Below are 17,181 nucleotides of genomic sequence, written 5' to 3'. Positions count from 1 at the left end.
TGTCTACGGCGTCACATAGCGGGCGCCAAACACTGGAGGCAATACCCCGTGCTGATTGCTCAGCGTCCCTCACTGACCGAAGAGGTCGTCGACGAGTTCCGTTCCCGGTTCGTGATCGAGCCGCTGGAGCCGGGCTTCGGCTACACCCTCGGCAACTCGCTCCGCCGCACCCTCCTGTCGTCGATCCCGGGTGCCGCCGTCACCTCGATCCGGGTCGACGGCGTCCTGCACGAGTTCACCACCGTGCCGGGTGTCAAGGAGGACGTCACCGACCTCATCCTCAACATCAAGCAGCTCGTCGTCTCCTCGGAGCACGACGAGCCCGTCGTGATGTACCTGCGCAAGCAGGGCCCCGGCGTCGTCACCGCCGCCGACATCGCGCCCCCGGCCGGAGTCGAGGTGCACAACCCCGACCTCGTCCTGGCCACCCTGAACGGCAAGGGCAAGCTGGAGGTGGAGCTGACCGTCGAGCGCGGTCGCGGCTACGTCTCGGCCGTCCAGAACAAGCAGCAGGGCCAGGAGATCGGCCGCATCCCGGTCGACTCCATCTACAGCCCCGTGCTCAAGGTCACCTACAAGGTCGAGGCGACCCGTGTCGAGCAGCGCACCGACTTCGACAAGCTGATCGTCGACGTCGAGACCAAGCAGGCCATGCGTCCCCGCGACGCCATGGCCTCGGCCGGCAAGACCCTCGTCGAGCTGTTCGGTCTCGCCCGCGAGCTGAACGTCGACGCCGAGGGCATCGACATGGGCCCGTCCCCCACGGACGCCGCGCTCGCCGCCGACATGGCGCTGCCGATCGAGGAGCTCGAGCTCACCGTCCGTTCCTACAACTGCCTCAAGCGCGAGGGCGTTCACTCGGTGGGTGAGCTGCTGGCGCGCTCCGAGGCCGACCTGCTCGACATCCGCAACTTCGGTGCGAAGTCGATCGACGAGGTCAAGGCGAAGCTGGCCGGCCTGGGCCTGGCCCTCAAGGACAGCCCGCCCGGATTCGACCCGACCGCCGCCGCCTTCGGCGCGGACGACGGCGCGGACGCCGGTTTCGTGGAGACCGAACAGTACTGAGCCCGTGCCACGTGGCGTCCCCCTCGGAGATCACTCCGAGGGGGACGTCGCGGCACCGCCCCGGTCGCACTCGGCCTCGTCGCCCACGCGGACCCGCCCGCACCCCCGACCAGATGTCGAACGACGCCTGATCGTCGGCTCATGCGGCGGCGCCGCCAAGCCGCTGTCCGCGGTCGGGGTGGACCCGCAGACCTGTTCCGGGCGTCCGTGCGTGCCGCGGAACGGCGAAGGGGGCGGAGGTCTGTCGACCTCCGCCCCCTTCACTCAGGAGCGGCCAGTGGTGTCAGCTCACTCGGCGGACGGGGCCGCCTTCTTCTTGCGGAGGAAGAAGACCGCGCCGCCACCGAGGACGACCAGGGCGATCGCGATGCCGGCGATCACCGGGGTGGCGCTGCTCGAACCGGTCTCGGCGAGGTCGCCGCCGGTGGTGGAGCCGGTGTCACCGGTGCCCTCGGAGCCGCCGGCCGTGGCCGGGCTGGGCGAGGAGGACGGGGTGCCACCGCCGTTGCCGGCGGTCTCGCAGTCGAGGACGCCCTCGAAGGTCTTCTCGAAGCCCTCGGGGCCGGTGATGGTGACCTTGTAGTGCTGGTCCTCGGCCACCGGCACGGTGATGGTCTCGGACTTTCCGGCCTCGACCGTGTACTCCTTGTCGGCCAGCGTGAAGGTGAACGGCTTGTCACCCTCGTTGGCGGCCGTCACGTCCAGGCCGTTCTTGGCGCAGTTGACCTCGGCGGAGACCGCCGGGATCGGGCCCTTGGCGGCCCAGGTGCCGGTGGCCGTCGCGGAGACGGAGCTGTCGCTGGAGCCGGCGAGGATCTGGACCTGCGTGGTGCTGTTGACGCCCGTGAACGCGCGGCCGACCGGGAGCTTGGTGTTCGCGGTGGCGGTCAGCGAGGTCGTGCCGTCGGGGGTGCCGGCCTCGACGTCGAAGTAGACCTCGTCGCCGTCCTTGGCGGAGGTGACCGCGGTGCCGTTCTTGTCGGTGACCTTGACGCCGGAGGGGTTGCTGGGCGCGGGGCTCACCTGGACGGTGGAGGCGTTGGTGTGGACGGTGATCGGACCGAGCAGGTCACCGGCCTTGCCGGAGACCGCCGGCGGGTCGAGGGTCAGCGACGCCGCGGGCTCCCGGAGGTCCTTGGCGTGGTCCTCCAGCCAGTCCGCGAGCTCCTCGGCGACCGGGTCGACCGCCGTCACGTCGGCCTTGTCGGAGAAGCGCCAGATGGCCACCTGGGTACCCGCGGCGGCGAGCTTGTCGGTGAGGGGGCCGGACAGGGCCGCGGTCTTCTGCAGCGCCGCGAGGTCGTTCACCTGCGGGTAGGAGTTCTGCAGAATCCAGTTGATCTTGCCGGCGTCCGCGTTGTCGTGGAGGCTCGACTCGTCCCAGGAGACCTCCTTGTAGGCGGCGTTGTCCTGGGTCGGGTTGTGCAGGTCGATGCAGTACGTCTGGATCGTGCCACCGCCCTCGACGGACATCTCGAAGAGTCCGGCGCTGACCGGGTCCTCCTTGCCGCCTTCATTGATGACGGCCTCGCCGAAGGTCTTCAGACCGCCGAGCGTCGCCGTCGCACCGGGCGCGGTGGGGGTCGCGTCGTCCGCGATGGCGGACCCGGCAACGGCTATGGAACCCGCGGCGAGGAGGCCTGAGGCCACCATCGCTACGGCAAGACGGGCAGCTCCCCGCCTCCGTACAGTGAACATGAATTTCCCCTCCGGGCGAGGCTGGTCGTGGGGGTACACCTCGCCGACAGCTGTGGATCCCCGCGGAAAGCCGGGGTTCCGCAGAATCCTAGGAACCAACCGCACCAAAGCCACCAGGATTCACGGCCGCCCGGGTATTCGAATCGCAATCGTTACCCGCGCGTAGGCATAGACGTGAAATTGTCGATAAATCATCGACGTTTTACCACCGGGCGAATGCCCAGCTGTCCGGCTTATCCGGACAGGGCGGCCAGCGGATCAGCGAGCGGCTCCCCGGCACCCGCGGCGGAATTCGGAACCATCAGTTCCGGGCGGCCCACGGACACCCGCCGGAACGCCGAGGTGCCGCGCGTCAGATCGTGGCCGCAGGCGATCGCGTCGACGTCGGCGGAGATCCAGCGCTGGCCGTCGCGCTCCTCCTCACGCACCCTCAGGCGTCCCTGGACGAGCAGCGGTTCGCCGACCCCGACCGATGCCACCACGTTCTCCCCCAGCTGCCGCCAGGCCCACACCGTGTAGAAGCTGGTGTGCCCGTCGGACCAGCCGCCGCGCTCCCGGTCCCAGCGGCGCGCGGTCGTCGCCAGCCGGAACCTGGCGACCGGCACGCCCGTGGGCGTCTTCCGGAATTCCGGCCTGGTCGCGACATTCCCCACGACGGTGACCAGTGTCTCGTTCATTGCCGATGCTCCCCGTTGCCGTCGCCGGCCGGCGGCCCCCTGCCGCCGGCCCCGCGATGGCTCCATGGTGCGCCCGCCGCGCCCTCCGTGGAGAAATGGGATTCAACCTGTGGATTACTGGCCTGTTGTGGACAACTCCGTCACCCGGAAGTGGTTTCCAGAGAGCACCCCGTACTGTTCCCGCACTTCCCGGTAGCGCAGCAATTCCGCCGCCAGCGGTTCCAGCACCCGCGCCCGCCCGCAGTCGGCCGCCGCGTCGGCCATCCGCCGCTCCGCGGCCTGGCCGTGCCGCCGGGCCGGGCCGCGGGCCGCGAACCGGCTCACCCGGGTGAGCAGCGGACCGCCCAGTGCGCCCACGGCCAGCAGCGCGGGCGGCAGCCACCACGGCAGCCGCAACGCGCCTGCCGCCGTCACGATCCCCGACGCCAGCGCCACCGTCGCGAGCAGCGCCAGCAGCCACTGCGCCGTACCGACCACCGTCCACCACCGGGGGCGCAGCGGCTCGTCCGGCGCCACCCGCTCCACCGTCGCGTCCAGCGCCTCCGGGAGCGTGCGGCCACCGCGGCGCGCGGCTTCCCGTACCGCCTGCGCCCAGGGAGCGGGCAACCCCTCGACGGCCTCCGCCGCGACCGCGCGCACCGCCTCGTCGACCGACGCACGGGACGCCGACAGCGCCGGACGGCGGCCGTCGAGGGCGCCGTCGCGCAGACCGACGCCGCGTCCGCGGCGCAGCCGCCGCCACGGAGTGCCGCACGCCTCCTCGGCGGCCCTGGCCCAGGTGCGCTCCGCCACCCGGCCCGCCGCCGCGGCGCCCACGGCGTGGGCGAGGCTCGCCGTGAAGTCCTCGCGGGACCGGTCGGTGAGCCCCGTCATCCCCTCGGCGACGTACAGCGGCCGCAGCCGCTCGGCGAGCCCGTCCACGTCCGCGGACAACCGCCGGCTCGCAGCCGCGCGCTCCGCCACGACCTGGCCGATGGCCGCCCGCAGCTCCGGCACGCCGTCACCGTTCAGCGCCGAGGTGGCCAGCACCATGGCGCCGTCCTCGCCGTGCTCGCCGACGGCGAGCCCGTCGTCGTCGAGCAGCCGCCGCAGGTCGTCCAGGACCTGCTCGACGGCCTCCTCCGGGAGCCGGTCGATCTGGTTGAGGACGACGACGGTCACGTCGGCGTGCCCGGCCAGCGGCCGCAGGTAGCGCTCGTGCAGCGCCGCGTCCGCGTACTTCTCCGGGTCGAGCACCCACACGATCACGTCGACGAGCTTCAGCACCCGGTCCACCTGGTCGCGGTGGGCGGTCGCCGCCGAGTCGTGGTCCGGCAGGTCGAGCAGGACCAGGCCGGCGGGCCCGTCGTCCGTCCGTTCCGCCACCGCGTCCAGGGCGCTGTGCCGGGCGAACCGCGCCTTGGGGCCGATGCCGAGCCGGTCCAGCAGCCCGGAGGCGCCCCGGGGGTCCCAGGCACAGGCGACCGGCGCCGAGGTGGTGGGCCGGCGGACGCCGATCCGCGACAGTTCCAGGCCGGTCAGCGCGTTGAACAGGGACGACTTCCCGCTGCCCGTCGCCCCCGCCAGCGCCACCACCGTGTGGTCCGCGGAGAGCCGGCGCCGGTCGCCGACCCGTTCCAGCAGTTCCCCGGCCCCGTCGAGCGCCTCGTGGCTCACGCGGGTGCGCGACAGCCCGAGCAGTTCCGACAGGGCGTCCACCCGCTCTGTGAGCACCTGATCACCTCTCCTGGAGTCCGTACGACTTCTGCACGACCGAAAGCTCCGCGATCAGCGACGCCTGCTGGGCCGCCGTCACATCCAGCGCGTCCACCGGGAGCGCCCGCAGTTCCCGCTCCGCGTCGAGCACGTCGCCGACGAGCCGGTCCAGCTCCTCGCGCGCCCGGTCGCCCGCCCGCAGCGCCGCCTGCGCGCCGACCAGGGAGGCGAGCCGCTCGCCCGCGACCGTGCCCTTGCGGCCGCCGAGCACGGCGACCGCGATCAGTGCCGCCGCGTGCTGCGGGTCGACGCCCTCCGCGCTGCCGTGCACCGACTGGTGCGCGAGGCGGTTCACCGTGAACCCCCAGGTGTCGACGGCGTCCTCGATCCGCTCGGCGGCGTCGTCGGCGGCCGCCTCCGGGTCGGCGTCCTCCGTCAGGACGGCGCCCGCGCGGTCGCCACGCCAGGCGTCGAGGGTCCGCTCGTCCGCCGTCGCGACCTCGGTGCGCAGCTGGACCGCCAGGCTCTCGGCGAGGGCGCACAGCAGGGCCGCAGGACCGCAGTCGGGGTAGCCGCGCCAGCTGGCCAGGGCGTCCCCGGCGAGCAGCGCCCCGGCGCCGACGGCCTCCTGCACGCGCGACTCGGCCTCGTCGTAGGCCTTGTCCACGTGGCGGGTCAGACGTACCGCGGCGGCGTGCTGCGCGGCCGAGGCGCCGGCCAGCTCCGGGAGCCGGTTGCCGAGCGAGCCGAGCACCCCGGACACGGTGCGCCGTGCCGCCTGGTGCCGCGCGGCCGGGTCCTCGGCGCAGTGCGCGAGCCAGCTGCCGAGCGCCGCCACCGCGGTGTGCGGCAGCAGCCCGCCGGCCCCCGCGGACTCGGGCAGTTCCGGGACGGTGAACCGCGGCACGTCCCCGAGCCCGGCCCGGGTCAGCAGGGCCGCGTAGTGCTGCGAGACGTCCTCGGCGATCTGGTGCGGCACCCGGTCCAGGACGGTGGCCAGGGTGACGTCGTACTCCTTGGCCGTACGCAGCAGGTGCCAGGGCACGGCGTCGGCGTAGCGCGACGCGGTGGTCACCAGGATCCAGATGTCGGCCGCGCAGAGCAGTTCTGCGGCGAGCTCGCGGTTGCGGGAGACGAGGGAGTCGATGTCGGGCGCGTCCAGCAGGGCGAGTCCGCGCGGCAGCGTGTCGTCGGTCTCCAGGCGCAGCCACAGCCTGGTCTCCTCCGCCTCGCGTTCCTCGTCGTTCCCGTCCGGCCTCTCCTCCCCGTCGGCGTCGGCCGCGGTCCTGGGGCGCGGTGCCCAGGCGCGGGCCAGGCCCGGCAGCACCCGCGGATCGGCGAACCACGCGCGGTCCTGGGGGTGGCACACCAGCACCGGTGTGCGCGTCGTGGGACGCAGCACGCCCGCGTCACTCACCCGCCGCCCGATCAGCGAGTTCACGAGCGTGGACTTCCCCGCTCCCGTCGAACCGCCCACCACGGCCAGCAGCGGCGCTTCGGGCGCCTTCAGCCGGGGCACCAGGTAGTCGTCGAGCTGCGCCAGCAGCTCTTGACGTGTGCGGCGGGCCCGCTCGGCTCCGGGAAGGGGGAGGGGAAAGCGCGCGTCCGCGACGCGGTCGCGCAGCGCCGACAGCGCGTCGAGGAGTTCGGGCCGTACATCCAAGATCGCCACAGTGGCAGAATGCCCCATTTTGATGGGTTTTTGAAGCGTATTCCGCCTAGTTCACGTCTTTCGGCCCGCAAGAAGGCCGGAACGGGACGGAAGGGCCGGAAGAGACACCGGCATAACGAGTGCACAACAGCCGTCGGCTGAGGCGCCAAAACTGGTGCGACATTCGCACCTGCCTGCGATTATCAGACCGCTTCACCGAACCTACACAACGTGTCATGAAGGCGAAGCAACCGGCCGCACATCAGCCGCGCCCTATCCTTGTCCCCGGCAAGGTCACGGAACCGTCGACACAAGGGGCGGGTTCGGTCGCGGCCAACGTCCGGCCCCCGTAGCTCAGTGGATAGAGCAGGCGCCTTCTAAGCGCTTGGCCGCAGGTTCGAGTCCTGCCGGGGGCACCCACTGCGCCCCTCCCTATGGAGGGGCTTTTTTGCTGGTCAGAGCCTCGCCACGCGGAGCGGAGCAGCGCCGGACCACCCGCGGATGATCACGGGAACCCTCCGGCGCCGTCCGGCTGTCACCGGGTTTGCGCGGGTGGCTCTGTCGAATACGTGTCGAAGTTCCGGGGACCGGTTCAGCGATCTTCGTCCGGCTCGGGGAGGTCTCCCCCGGCCTCGATCCGCCTCTGGTGATCCCTTAGCTGACCGGAGATACAACGCGCGTAGGTGGCAAGCAAGACGGGGACGCTGTTGCCCGCCCACTCGGCAACCTGCGCTGGCGGGACGCCCGCGTTGAGCCACGACGTCAGGCAGGTATGCCGCAGGTCATAGACGCGCTTGCCGAGCGGCGAGGCGAACTCTGCCGGCGCGAGCACCTGCTGCCGAGCGGTGCGCCAGGCGCGGCGAAAAACCGACCCCGCGAGGGTGTCCCCGTGCTCCCCGGGGAAGAGCAGATCGCCGGGCTTCAGGTCCTCCGCCTTCACGTGCTCCCGCAGGATGCGCGTCAGCGCCGGACGACACGGCACGACGCGGGTGTCGTCCTTGGCCCTGCCCTTCAGCCCGCGCACCTCATGGACCATGCCGGTATCCGTCCACTGCTTCCCCACCTCCGGCCGAGCGGTGTGGAGCAGCAGCTCGCCCCATTGGTCTTCGTCGTCCTCGGCGGGCAGCTGGGCGTCCAGGACACGCATGGCCACCGCTTCCTCCGGCCGGGGCCCCGCGTAGTACAGCGTGGAGAAGAAGGCGTGCAGCCGGCGGCCACCGCGAGGACGGCGCCAGATCCAGCCCAGGAGACTCGCGGCGTGGTCAGGGTTAATGAGTGATCGCTTGTCGACCGCGGACGACGTCTGAGGGGCGGTACCCCGACCCTTCGGAAGAGGATTGGTGCGCAGGACGGCGTGCTTCACGGCGTACTCCATGGCCACGTTCAGCACCCTCCGATTCCGCTTGATCGAGGACGCCGCAGCGGCCGAGCCGTCGAGCTTCGACGCGAGCGAGTGGAGCACGCCGTCGACCTTCCGGGGGTCCTCCCAGGCCGCCATCGACTCGGTGTTGCGCTCCACCCACCGCAGGATCGTGGACACCTCGGGGGGCGCTTCGCCGCGGCGGTTCGTGTTGAAGGCGAACTCCCGCAGCGCGGTCCGTACGTCCACGGCAGCGAAGCGGCTGGGCAGAGGACTACGGAACAGGGCAATCGTCGTGGTCATGAGCGCCTTGGCGACGTTCTTCCGGTTGTTGCCGGACGTGCGGCGCCACAGAACGTCGGTGAACTCGATCGCGAAGGCGTACCAGTTGACGGCACTCGCTCCGGACTGGTGGGATACCGGCCGCCCTGTGCTGACGCTGAAGGCCTCACCCCGGCGTGTCGCGGAGACCAGATCCGAGCGGAAGGAGTCCGCCAAAGCTGAGGTGCCGAACGTCTCGCGGAAGGGCTTGCCGGCGACGACCCATCGCACGGTGTAGGAGGTCTTACGGCTGCCCTTGTAGATAAGAATCTTGTAGACCCGGACATCAAACGTGGTCTCCATCAGGCCGCGTCCTCGTGGTCGTCGAGCCAGTGGTCCAGGTCGCTACGCCGGATGCGCAGATCTCCGTTCGGCAGCTTGATGCACCGGGGGGCACGCCGCTTCTGCCGCCACTCGTAGAAGGTCGACCGCGAGATCTTCAGTTCCTCGCAGACGTCAGCCATGGTGAGCATCCCTGCTGATCGACGTGCAGTCGTCATGCCAGTCCCCCTCCGCTGTGGGCAAGTTCCTCGCGTGCGGTTTCGCGGTTGAGCTGGATGTCCCGGGCGATGGACGCTGCGAGGGCGGATTCGCCGGGGGTGTGGCCGTGGCCGGCGTATTGCCAGTCGGCCAGGACCAGGACGGTGTCGGGCTCGATGGGCTCCAGGCCGAGGTCTGCGTGCTCTTGGGCGGCGCGGTAGTCGGCGCGTTCCTGGCGCAGCGCCCCGAGGGTGGTGGAGTAGGCGCGGGATTTGGTGGAGAAGTGGCCGCGGAAGCCGAGCATGTGTGCCCAGGCCCACAGCCGCCGGTCGGGGTAGAGGTCGTCGAGGTCGCGGCAGGCCTGGATGAGGTGGCGGGCGTGGTCGGGCACGCAGTGTCGGTCGAGCTCCGTCAGTTCGCCGATGCGGCGGTCGAGGGTGCCGGTGGTCTCGGCGGATTTGGTGGCGTACTTGGCGACGTAGGAGGCGACGGCCTGTTCGGTGATGTCGGAGCTGTCCCCGAAGGCTTTGACCGGGCGGACGTCGAGCTGAGTGCCCCAGCGGAAGGTCCGGGCCGGTTGGTCCCCGGCGGCCGGGACGCTGACGCTCGTGTAACCGTGGTGGGCGGCGGCGCGGATGGTGTCTTCCAGTAAGCCCGTGGTGGCCCAGGACGGGGGCTCGGTGTCGGGACCTTCGGGGCCGTCGAGGCGGATGACGGCGTGGAAGTGGACGGCTCCGCGCTTTTGGAATTCGGCGACCTTGCCGAAGGAGACGCGCAGGACCTCTGCCATGGCGCGTTGGGTGAGGCCGGCGCGGGCGGCGATCTCGCGGCGGAGCCGGTTGGTGAACCGCTGCCACAGCTGTCCGGCGTGGTTGTTGAACAGCACCGCCCCCGCATAGTCGTACGTCTGTGGGTCGAGCGCGGTCCCAAGGGCCGGATCGTCGGCCGGGTGCTGGGTGCCGCAGCGGCAGCGGCCGGTGTCGGGGCGGTTGTGCACGCGGCCGAAGGAGGGGGCGGTGAGGGTGGCGAAGACCCTCGGGTGATCCCGGACGGTGGTGGGGATGTCTCGGCGCTGGTCGCCTGCCAGTCCCGCGCGGATGAGGTGGTAGGTGTCGCCGGCGTAGGTCCAGGCGCAGGCCGGGCAGCGAGATGCGCGGCGGTTGCCGCACGCGATGCGGAGGCGTCCGCCGGGCTCGTGCTTGGTGGAGTAGTGATGCAGGGTCTCGCCGCTCACCTTGTCTTTGGTCAGGGTCCAGCCGGTCAGGTGGACGGGGTCGGAGCAGCCGCCGGTGCGGCGGATCTGGTCTTCCCAGCGGTGGAAGCCCGGGGACCCGGCCACCCGCAGCAGGTCGGTCAGGGTGGTCGGGTCCAGGCCCGCGAGGGTCGCGGTGTCAGACACGGGCGCCCTCCCGCGTCCGGACGGGTCGGAGGGTGCTGGCGCCGTGGCAGGCCGGGCAGTGCACGGTGAGGGTGCGCAGGTGGCCGTTACGGTCGCGTCCGCCGAGGGTGACGGCGGCGGAGGCGAAGCCGTCGCAGGCCGGGCAGATCCGTGCCGGGGGCGGTGTGGGGTGGGTCATGATGGGAGTTCCTTCCGGATCGCTGGTTCGGGCAGGGGCACGGCTCCCGGGGCGGGCGATACTTGGCGGTTGAGACCGCCCCGGGAGCCGGTCAGCGCTTGTGCTGGCCGTTGAGCATCGAGCGCAGGACCACGGCGCACACGGCGACCGATGCGGCGGTGACGGCGACCGCCAGCAGCAGCGAGACCAGGACCGTGCCGACGACCAGGACCACCGCGGTGCCGCCGCCGACGAGCGCGACCAGGGCGCCGGGCGTGAGCTGCACGACGGGCCGGGACGACACCGGAGCCGCCGGAACGGGCGCGGGTACGGAGGCCGGCACGGACTGCACGACGGTGGTCGGCTCGACAGGCAGCGGGATGGTGACGCCGGTCGGGGTGGGGTTGGTCGGGATCTTCGGCCGGAGCATGAGCGGTCTCCCTACTTCTCGATGAGGGTGTCGATGACGGGGGCGAGGAGGCTGTCGGCGATGAGGTAGCCGCCCAGGAGCAGCACCAGGACGAGCCAGAGCGGTGGGCGGATGAGTTTGCAGCCGAGGTAGCCGACGACGATCAGGGCGAACCAGAGCGGGACGTCCACGGGCGGGCCTCCTATCGGGCCGTGCAGCGGTGGGTGCGGGCGGCCAGCTGGGCGGCTGACTGGCTGGAGTAGTCGGCGGACCAGCCGCAGCGGTCGTTGGTGCACACCGCGGCGTGTTTGGTGGTGCCGTGTCGGTCGCGGTGGGTGCCGATCTGCACGGGGCCGATCCGCATCACGGAGTGGAAGAAGTCGCGGGCGGGCATGGGGTCAGTCCTCCTGTCCGGTGAAGTCACCGACGTGGTCGGTGAGCCACTGTCGGATCTCGGGGTGTTCGTCGTCGGTGGCCTGGTTGATCGCGTCCTCGCCCAGGCGCATGGCGTCCACCAGGCGGTGGTTCCGGGTGAGTTCGGCGGACCGTTCCAGGGCGGCGCGGATGTGCGGGCGCATGCTTTGTCCTCCTTGTCAGGTGAGGTGGGCGGCGATGGCGTCGGCCAGCTGGGCGGGGACGCCGAGCCGGAGGCGCAGGGTGTCGGTGTCGATCGGGATCCCGGTGCGGGCGTGGTGGTCGTCGGCGACCTTCCGGGCGTGGGTAACCAGTGCGGCCGGGACTGCGGGAAGGGCTGGCGGGGGCGCGGGCAGGGCCGGGACGGGCTCGGCGGCCTCGACGGCGTCCGGCACGGGCTCGGGCTCAGGGGCGCGTTCGAGGTCGGCCGCCTCGGTCACGTCGGGGGCCGGGGCTTCCTGGCGTCCTTGGGCGGGGCTTGGGGCGTGCACGAGGAGGGTGCCGCCGAGGAAGGCCAGGGCGGGCCATCCGGCGACGAGGATGCTCAGCCAGTCCGGCACGTGGTCCAGGTCGAGGAGGCCGGCGGTGGCCACGTTGGCGCCGAGGGATGCGGCCAGGGCCGTGGCGAACCAGAACCACGCAGCCCGCACCGGTTCACCGCTGGGACGGAGGGAGCGGAGCTTTCGCCAGGCGGCGACGAGGAGCAGGTCGACGCTGATCGGGTAGGCCCAGGCTTTCCAGCCGCTCTGTCCGGCTGCGGCGGCGAGGTCGTGCAGGTGGGCGAAGGACAGGGCACCGGCGATCACGGCCTGTACGAGGACGGCGTCCACGCGGAGCTTGGGCATCGTCGGTCTCCTTCCTGTTTTCGGCATGGGTCGGGTAGGGACATGGCGCGAGGCGGTCGCGCCGGCCGTTGGCGGGGAGGGATCAAGCCGCAGCAGGGGCCGGTGTCTTGGCGGGCGGTGCCGTCACCGGGGTGAGGTGGGCAGCCAGGGCGGGCCGGAACGGGGCCAGTTCAGGGAGGTCCGGGGTGCGGTCGGCGTGCCGGTTGCAGGCGTTGACGGCCTGGCGCAGCGTGGTGTGGGGGGTGCGGATGCGGGCCCATCCGCCGGTGGAGTCACCGGCCACGGCGATACCGGGGGCGTCCGGGGAGATTTGGATGGCGGCAAGGACGGCGTCAGGGGCAATGTCGCCGAAGGCCATATTCGCGGAGGGTTCGTCGTTGACGCGGTGGGCGGTGCGGCCGGTGAGCTGGGCGCGGAGCATGGTGATGCCCTTGCCGAGTTCGGAGCCGAAGCGCTGGCCGCAGATCTCCAGGTAGATGCCGGCGGCGCGGCCGAGCTGGGCGAGCCGGGCCAGTGCGGTGATGATGCGGTCGCGGCGCTTTTCTTCGTCCTTGGTGGTGAACAGGGCGAGTTCGGCGACCTCATCGACCAGGACCACGACCGGGGTCGGGCGCAGGTGGTCGGGCAGGTCCCAGATGTCGGCGGCGATCTCCGCGTCGGGCACGTCGGCGGTGATCCGCTGCTCGGCTCGGATGAGCTGGTAGACGGCCTCCATGCGGGCGATGAGGGCGTCGAGGAGGTCGGCGGCGGTGTCGGGGTTGTCGGCCAGCGCGGAGAACCGGCGGGCCAGCGGGAACAGCTCCACACCCTGCTTGCAGTCGATCCCGACCAGCGCGACGTCCTGCGCGGCCAGTTCGGCGACCAGGTTCCGCTGGTAGACGGACTTGCCGGACTTCGTGGCTCCGAGGGTCAGGGCGTGCGGGACGGTGCGGTAGTCGCGGTAGTGAACGGCGCCATCTTCGCGCAGGGCGACCGGGACCCGCATCGGGGTGCGGTCGATCTTCGCGGGCATCTGCACCCGCTTGAGGACGTCGTATCCGGTCATCCGCAGCTCGACCACACCCGAGCGCAGCTCGCGCGAGGTCACGCCGTACATGCCGAACGAGTGCCGCAGCCGGTCACAGGAGGCGGCGACGTCGAAGGCGTCCTGCCCCGGCCGCAGACCTAACCGCACCACCAGGCCCGTACGGGTGGGACGCAGTCGCAGGATGCGCGGGGCTCGCGGTCCGGGGGCGGGGCGGTTGGTGGCCCGCGCGAGTGCCATGCGCCAGCGGGACGGCGGCACGGTCAGCCCGCACGCCTCCATGACGGTGGCGTACCGGACCAGGACCCGCAGCACGGCGAGGGTGACGCCGAAGGTCAGCCAGTACCAGGCGGGGCGCCGCCACCGCAGGACTAACGCGGTGGCGACGACCAGCAGCAACGCGACCGTAAACCGGGTCATGCTCAGGCCGCCTTCGCGGTGCCGGCGGCGAGCGAGGTGACCGCGACCGCCCGGAAGCTGATCCCGTGGCGGCGCTGGCCGTTGAACTCGTTCTCCCACGGCCGGGCCACCAGGCCCGTGATCGCGACCGGGGTGCCCATCACCAGCTCGCCGGAGATGCCCGGCTCCGGGACGGCCACCGACAGGATCTCGACCTCGCCGTTCGCCGCGAACATCACGTCCACGGTCATCATCGTCGCGCCGGTCTCAGCGTCGGTGGCGATCTCGCCCGTGCGGCGGTCGCGGACCTTGGGCTGGGGCGGCTGGGCGACCATCACGGTGGCCGCGGAGGTGTCGACGGGGATCTGACGCACAGAAGATCACTCCTCTATAGAGGCTTCGACTCTGTCACTCATGTATAGGAGTGACATGAAGAAGAGTGCCCGACTCCTATACATGAGTCAACCCGCCGTGAAGAAGAAATCACGGCGGGCTGCGAGGAGTTGAATGAGCGTCAGTCCACTGCGGGGATGCGGTAGGTGAAAACGAACTGGTCAGCGGCCATGAGCGTGTCGCACGCCTCCACGACCCGACCGTCCACGGTGACCGCGTTCCGGATGAGGTGGATCACTGGCGCACCAGGGCTGAGCGCCAGTTCCGAGGACTCCGCCTTGGAGGCCGGCCGGGCCTGCAAGGTCTCGACGTACTCGGCGAACTCGTGCCCGTGGTCTTCCAGCCGGGCGTAGATGCCACCGCCGCCCGGGTTCTCGGCGAACAGCTCGGGGATGTCCTTCGCCACGTCCCACGGCAGGTACGAGGTAGCCGTCTCCACCGGGGTGCCGTTGCGGAAGTAGAGCCGCCGCCGTGCCAGCACCTTGGCGCCGACCTCCACACCCAGCCGCTCGGCGATGTCCTCGGGAGCCTCCACGGGACCGATGTAGAGGACGCTGACCTTCGCCGTTGCGCCGGACTGCTCGGACTCAGCCAGGTACGCGGCCTTGCCACCCCGGCGGAGCGAGCGACGGAAGCGATCCGACGACCGATGCCGCACCGGCGGGCGGTCCTTGACCGTCGAGCCCTTGCCGTGGCGCGTCTCCACCAGGCCGCTCGCGCGGACCTCTGTCATCGCTCTGCGGATCGTGCCACCGGAGACGCCGTAGCGGTCCATGAGTTCCGACTCGCTCGGCACCGTGTCGCCGGGCTTGAGAACGCCCTGCCGGATCTGCAGAACGATCTCATCGGCAATCTCCACGTACCGAGGCACCAACCTCGCCCCTCCTACCGCGGTTCCCATAGTCCTTCTCCGCCTCCTATGCTCCTGTACATGAGTAAATCGCAGGGGCCCACACCGACGCCAGCACTGCACTCCGTATCAGTAGCCGGAGCAGTCGTGCGCGAAGACGGCCGGCTCCTGGCGATCCGTCGTGCCGACAACGGCACTTGGGAGCTCCCGGGCGGCATCCTCGAACTGAACGAGACCCCCGAGGACGGCGTCAAGCGCGAAGTCTGGGAAGAGACCGGCATGCACGTCGAGGTCGACCAGCTCACCGGGGTCTACAAGAACACCACCCGCGGCATCGTTGCTCTGGTCTTCCGCTGCAAGCCCTCCGGCGGCGCCGAGCGCACCTCCGACGAGTCCACAGCCGTCGACTGGCTCACGCCCGACGAGGTCGCAGAGCGCATGTCCGAGGTCTTCGCGGTCCGGCTCCTCGACGCCCTGGACGGGAACGGACCGCATGTCCGGAGTCACGACGGGCGGCACCTGGCCGTCAACTCCTGGTAGAGACTTTCCTCATGACGAACTCGGTTGCTCTCTGGTTCGAGCACCTGGCAGGGAAGCACTGGCATAACGATCTTCGACTGCACATCGGAGGTCACCGCCACACCTGCGACTCGTACTACCTGACACTGGAGTCGCGGCACCTCGGCGCGAATCTGGCACGCCTGCTAGAGCAGTGGATAGCGCAGATCAACGAGCTCAAGGGCGCAGGAGGCACCGCCTACCTCCCCTACGACTTCTCAGATCAGTGCACAGCATGGCTGCGCGTCTCCTCCACGGACGGCCATGCCACGGTCGTCGAGGCTGGGTGGAGCCTCATCGAGGCATGGGGCATCGACCCCTCGGACTACCGCGCGACAGCGCCAGACGTCACGGGCTTCGAGCCGATCGCGAACGCTCGGATCGAGTGCTCACTGGACGACCTCGCTACGCGTATCGCGCTCAACCGAGGCAGCTTCGCGACACTGAGGCACTAGCGCGGTAAGAGTTTCTCTACTTCATCAAGGCACCCGGCGTCGCTCACGCTCCGCCGGGCGCGCGGCCGGCGTCCGGCCGCGCCCACACTCCTGTCTTCGCCCCGCTCGGCGCGCCGTCCGCCACCGCGCGCCCACGCATGGATAGGGCCGATGGCCATGAGGCGAGCGCACCGTACCCGGACACTGGCCAAGACAGTGCCTCCGGCGGGGGATCGGCCAGCACCGGGATGGCGGGGGCGCCGTTGCCGACTGCGGGCGCGTGGTGGCGTGCGTGGAAGCTCCCATCCCTGCCGCCCTCGACCCAGGCAAAGCCGAGCAGACGCGGCCCCGGGCGTCCAGGTCGTTCGTACAGTGGCGCGCTCCACCTGGACGCCCGGAACCACGCCCGCTCCACGGTGTGCGGGTCGACGGCGTACGGGATGGGAGCCGGGGAAAGTGGTGGTTGAGGAGGCGGAAGGCAGCTACCCAGCGCTGAAGGACTTACGCAGCAGATGATGCGTCGTGGTCTCCCCGGCGGGGGAGAACCCTTCAGCCAGGTACAGACGGTGAGCGTCCTCATTCACGCGATGCACTTGAAGAAGCGTGCCGACACCTTGCTTGCCCGCGCGTTCCACAACCCAGCGCAAGGCGAGGGTGCCGTAGCCACGGCGCTGAAGTTCGGGAAGAATCTCGACGAGTTCAAGCCACACGTCACCGTCGCGCTCACCTAGGTAGACAGCGCCGACTCGGCGGTCACCATTGCTGAAGATGAACACATCATGATCGCTCACCAAAGGCACGAAGAAAGCACGTTGCTGGTCTTGCTTCCAAGGCCCGTATACCCGCTCGACCAATGCCCTGTGCGCTTGCTCGTGCAGCTCGTAAAGCCACTGGTGGTCTTCCTCGGTGGCGAGGCGTACCTCAACTGACATTGCTGCGGTGATGTTCGTCACGCCTGCCCCCTTGAGCTACATCCGGGCGATCAGCATAGTGCTACCCAGCCAGTGACCTGCATGTATTACAGCTCGGTCAACCGCCGGACATGAGCACCCTTGGTTCAAGAACACCCGCTCAGCTCGCCAGGCTCTGAGGTAGCGGTACAGCAACCACAGCAACCAGCCCTGTCCAGCGGCGCCCTCGTCGGGCTATCACCCGACCGGTATGCCCGTCACCGACCGATCCGCATAGAGCTACGGATCAGAAGGTCGCCGTGCCCGTTCCGTGCCCGAGAGGGCGGTAAACCACGGTCAACGACGGATGCTGGGGCGAGCCCGATGGTTCGCCCCAACTGCCGTTGGCGCTGGTCAGAGCACGACCCGGGGCCCAAGGCCCGGTGATTCCCAAGCTCAGGG

The 17,181-nt window shown here is 70.5% G+C and carries 20 protein-coding genes and 1 tRNA gene; 4 read left to right on the top strand and 17 right to left on the bottom strand.

Annotation, left to right across the window (positions count from 1 at the left end):
- Positions 1-48: 48 nt before the first annotated feature.
- Entirely contained in the window at positions 49-1,065 is a 1,017-nt protein-coding gene (locus OG937_28080) for a DNA-directed RNA polymerase subunit alpha (protein WUD75276.1), read from the top strand.
- 288 nt (positions 1,066-1,353) lie between these two features.
- On the opposite strand, the gene OG937_28075 is transcribed toward OG937_28080, so the two are convergent.
- From OG937_28075 to OG937_28060, 4 genes are all read right to left on the bottom strand, one after another.
- A complete protein-coding gene (locus OG937_28075) occupies positions 1,354-2,763 on the bottom strand; it encodes a Cys-Gln thioester bond-forming surface protein (GenBank protein WUD75275.1) in 1,410 nt (469 codons plus the stop codon).
- Positions 2,764-2,996: 233 nt separating this feature from the next.
- Entirely contained in the window at positions 2,997-3,440 is a 444-nt protein-coding gene (ssb, locus tag OG937_28070) for a single-stranded DNA-binding protein (protein WUD75274.1), read from the bottom strand.
- Positions 3,441-3,554: 114 nt separating this feature from the next.
- Positions 3,555-5,153, bottom strand: a complete 1,599-nt coding sequence (locus tag OG937_28065; GenBank protein WUD75273.1) for a 50S ribosome-binding GTPase — start codon at positions 5,151-5,153, stop codon at positions 3,555-3,557.
- Positions 5,154-5,157: 4 nt separating this feature from the next.
- Positions 5,158-6,825, bottom strand: coding sequence for a dynamin family protein (locus OG937_28060; protein WUD75272.1), 1,668 nt, complete (start codon positions 6,823-6,825; stop codon positions 5,158-5,160).
- A gap of 304 nt (positions 6,826-7,129) precedes the next feature.
- On the opposite strand from OG937_28060, the gene OG937_28055 reads away from it, so the two are divergent.
- A tRNA-Arg gene (locus OG937_28055) sits at positions 7,130-7,202 on the top strand.
- Positions 7,203-7,378: 176 nt separating this feature from the next.
- Here the strand turns inward: OG937_28055 and OG937_28050 are convergent.
- The 12 genes from OG937_28050 to OG937_27995 all read right to left on the bottom strand — a co-directional run bounded on the left by OG937_28050 (position 7,379) and on the right by OG937_27995 (position 14,888).
- A complete protein-coding gene (locus OG937_28050) occupies positions 7,379-8,770 on the bottom strand; it encodes a site-specific integrase (protein WUD75271.1) in 1,392 nt (463 codons plus the stop codon).
- Entirely contained in the window at positions 8,770-8,967 is a 198-nt protein-coding gene (locus OG937_28045) for a helix-turn-helix domain-containing protein (protein WUD75270.1), read from the bottom strand. The genes OG937_28050 and OG937_28045 overlap by 1 nt, the downstream gene beginning before the upstream one ends.
- Positions 8,964-10,346 (bottom strand): replication initiation protein, encoded by a 1,383-nt coding sequence (locus OG937_28040; GenBank protein WUD75269.1) that lies wholly within the window; start codon positions 10,344-10,346, stop codon positions 8,964-8,966. The genes OG937_28045 and OG937_28040 overlap by 4 nt, the downstream gene beginning before the upstream one ends.
- Positions 10,339-10,524 (bottom strand): hypothetical protein, encoded by a 186-nt coding sequence (locus tag OG937_28035; GenBank protein WUD75268.1) that lies wholly within the window; start codon positions 10,522-10,524, stop codon positions 10,339-10,341. The genes OG937_28040 and OG937_28035 overlap by 8 nt, the downstream gene beginning before the upstream one ends.
- 91 nt (positions 10,525-10,615) lie before the next feature.
- A complete protein-coding gene (locus tag OG937_28030; GenBank protein ID WUD75267.1) occupies positions 10,616-10,933 on the bottom strand; it encodes a SpdD-like protein in 318 nt (105 codons plus the stop codon).
- Positions 10,934-10,944: 11 nt separating this feature from the next.
- Positions 10,945-11,103, bottom strand: coding sequence for a hypothetical protein (locus tag OG937_28025; GenBank protein WUD75266.1), 159 nt, complete (start codon positions 11,101-11,103; stop codon positions 10,945-10,947).
- Between the two features lie 11 nt (positions 11,104-11,114).
- Positions 11,115-11,306: a Mobile element transfer gene (locus OG937_28020; protein ID WUD75265.1), complete on the bottom strand. Its 192-nt coding sequence runs from the start codon at positions 11,304-11,306 to the stop codon at positions 11,115-11,117.
- A gap of 4 nt (positions 11,307-11,310) precedes the next feature.
- Entirely contained in the window at positions 11,311-11,490 is a 180-nt protein-coding gene (locus OG937_28015; GenBank protein WUD75264.1) for a hypothetical protein, read from the bottom strand.
- Between the two features lie 15 nt (positions 11,491-11,505).
- Entirely contained in the window at positions 11,506-12,171 is a 666-nt protein-coding gene (locus tag OG937_28010; protein WUD75263.1) for a DUF2637 domain-containing protein, read from the bottom strand.
- An 82-nt stretch (positions 12,172-12,253) separates the two neighbouring features.
- Positions 12,254-13,615 (bottom strand): FtsK/SpoIIIE domain-containing protein, encoded by a 1,362-nt coding sequence (locus tag OG937_28005; GenBank protein WUD75262.1) that lies wholly within the window; start codon positions 13,613-13,615, stop codon positions 12,254-12,256.
- A gap of 2 nt (positions 13,616-13,617) precedes the next feature.
- The gene (locus tag OG937_28000) at positions 13,618-13,968 is read right to left on the bottom strand and encodes a hypothetical protein (GenBank protein ID WUD75261.1); all 351 of its coding nucleotides are present in this window, start codon (positions 13,966-13,968) and stop codon (positions 13,618-13,620) included.
- 140 nt (positions 13,969-14,108) lie between these two features.
- The gene (locus OG937_27995) at positions 14,109-14,888 is read right to left on the bottom strand and encodes a GntR family transcriptional regulator (GenBank protein WUD75260.1); all 780 of its coding nucleotides are present in this window, start codon (positions 14,886-14,888) and stop codon (positions 14,109-14,111) included.
- A gap of 18 nt (positions 14,889-14,906) precedes the next feature.
- Between OG937_27995 and OG937_27990 the strand changes: the two genes are divergently transcribed.
- Both OG937_27990 and OG937_27985 read left to right on the top strand, forming a co-directional pair.
- On the top strand, positions 14,907-15,377 hold the full coding sequence (locus OG937_27990) for an NUDIX domain-containing protein (protein ID WUD75259.1): 471 nt from the start codon (positions 14,907-14,909) through the stop codon (positions 15,375-15,377).
- Positions 15,378-15,388: 11 nt separating this feature from the next.
- Positions 15,389-15,850, top strand: coding sequence for a hypothetical protein (locus tag OG937_27985; protein WUD75258.1), 462 nt, complete (start codon positions 15,389-15,391; stop codon positions 15,848-15,850).
- A 461-nt stretch (positions 15,851-16,311) separates the two neighbouring features.
- On the opposite strand, the gene OG937_27980 is transcribed toward OG937_27985, so the two are convergent.
- Positions 16,312-16,782, bottom strand: a complete 471-nt coding sequence (locus OG937_27980) for a GNAT family N-acetyltransferase (GenBank protein ID WUD75257.1) — start codon at positions 16,780-16,782, stop codon at positions 16,312-16,314.
- Positions 16,783-17,181: the final 399 nt, after the last annotated feature.

This window comes from Streptomyces sp. NBC_00510, assembly GCA_036013505.1.
In the GTDB taxonomy this organism is placed as follows: Bacteria; Actinomycetota; Actinomycetes; order Streptomycetales; family Streptomycetaceae; genus Actinacidiphila.
The sequence above is the reverse complement of the archived record's forward strand: the minus strand, read 5'-3'. Positions and strand labels throughout refer to the sequence as shown.